Raw genomic sequence first — 1,954 nt, forward strand, 5'->3', positions numbered from 1 at the left:
CAACGCGGCGAACGAGAAACAAACCCCAAGCGCTTTTGGAGCATCAAATCATTAACCTTATAAACAATGCCATCAATGTCATAGCTTAAAGAATAACGGCGTTCTTCTATATCACGATAATAGCAAATAATGTCTTCTACAGTCTTAAAGACTTTTGTTAATGGATTGATGACAAAGCCATACTCTTTTAGCTTTGTCATCATCTCTATTTGACTTTCTGCAAATATTTCACTCACTTCACCACAAGCATAAGCAAAAAATTGAAGCTTTCTGCTAGCGGTTATCCGTGAATCAAGCTGACGAAGAGAACCAGCCGCCGCATTTCGAGGATTGGCGAAGGTTAACTTGCCCTTCTCTTGTTGGCTTATATTAAGAGCTTGGAAATCTTCCCGTCCCATATAAACTTCGCCGCGAACCTCGATTACCTCAGGAAAATCACCTTGCAAAACTTGTGGAATATCAGCAATTGTTCGAGCATTTGCCGTCACATTTTCACCGACAGTTCCATCCCCACGCGTTGCCGCACGCACAAGTCGCCCCTTTTCGTAGCGCAAAGACAAAGATAAACCATCAATTTTTGGCTCCGCTGTTATTTCCAACACTTGTGTTTCTGGAAGCCGTAAAAAACGACGAATACGCTCAACAAATTCAGTAACATCTTCAGAGCTAAACGCATTATCAAGTGAAAGCATAGGCTGTGCATGAACAGATTTTTCAAATTTTTCAGAAATTGGTGCTCCAATTTTATGTGAAGGAGAATCAATACGTATAAGCTCTGGAAAAAGAGCTTCAATTTCTGCATTACGACGACGTAAAGCATCATATTCTGCATCAGAAATTTCAGGCTGATCATCACGATTATAAAGCACATCATGACGTGCAATCTCTTTTGCCAACCACTCTAATTCACGTTCTGCTTCAACAGCTGTGAGATTTTTATATGCATCTTTGTTCATAAAATCTATTCCAAATTACAAGCGCTGCCACAAGGGCCTCTCACGCCTCCTCATCAAGTGAATCTCAATAAATATAAGCTTTCTAGTATTTTTATCGCTGACTAATTACCTTTATGCGAGAAGCTTTTGAGCCGCTGCACGCGCTTCTTCAGTAATCTGTTCTCCTGCCAACATACGAGCAATTTCTTCTGCACGTTCATGCTCTTCCATTTTATGAATAGCAGTAACAAAGCGTCCTTTATCATGACTCTCAATTTTCGAAATAAGAAAATGACCATGCGCTTTCGATGCAACCTGTGGTGCATGCGTAATAGCGAAAACCTGAACGCGTTCTGATAAGCGTTGCAATCGTTGTCCAATAGCCGCTGCAACAGCCCCCCCAACGCCTGTATCAATTTCATCAAAGATCAGCGTCGGTGCTGATCCTCGATCAGACAAAACAACTTTTAATGCCAACAAAAAACGAGACAATTCACCGCCAGAAGCCACACTAAGCATCGGTCCAGCTCGTGTTCCAGGATTTGTTCGCACCCAATATTCAATACGATCACATCCCTCTGCACTCCGCCTTTCCACATCACTTTGCATTTCAACAATAAACTCGGCCCTCTCTAATTTCAATGCCGGCAACTCAGCCATAACACTTTCAGATAAATGCTTTGCTATCTCCCGACGCTTTATTGTTAAGGCTTGCGCCAATGTATCATAATTTTTCTTTGCCTGCTTTGCCTCATCTTCAAAACGTGTCAATATGGTCTGAGCCTCTTCAAAATCAGCCAGTTCAGCATCCATTTTATCGCGTAACTGAACCAATTCATCCGCAGAAACTTGATATTTACGAGCAAAACCCCGAAGAGCAAAAAGACGTTCTTCTATCCGTTCCAATTCATCAGGTTCAAAGTCCAATGCTCGTATTGCCACCTCAATACCTTCTTGTGCTGTTGCAAGTGCATGCAATGCCTCATCAATAGATTTCACCACTGGTGCAATAAGTTCTT

The 1,954-nt window shown here is 41.9% G+C and carries 1 protein-coding gene and 1 pseudogene; both read right to left on the reverse strand.

All coding sequences use genetic code 11. From position 1 onward, the window contains the following. Nucleotides 1-956, reverse strand: a 956-nt coding sequence (ligA, locus tag ACFIL3_RS09840) for an NAD-dependent DNA ligase LigA (protein ID WP_375682192.1), incomplete at its 3' end; no start/stop codon positions are given. Nucleotides 957-1,067: 111 nt separating this feature from the next. Continuing rightward, nucleotides 1,068-1,954 (reverse strand): annotated as a pseudogene (locus tag ACFIL3_RS09845) (DNA repair protein RecN); the annotation flags it as partial.

Source organism: Bartonella sp. CE47NXGY, assembly GCF_042195415.1.
GTDB lineage: Bacteria > Pseudomonadota > Alphaproteobacteria > Rhizobiales > Rhizobiaceae > Bartonella.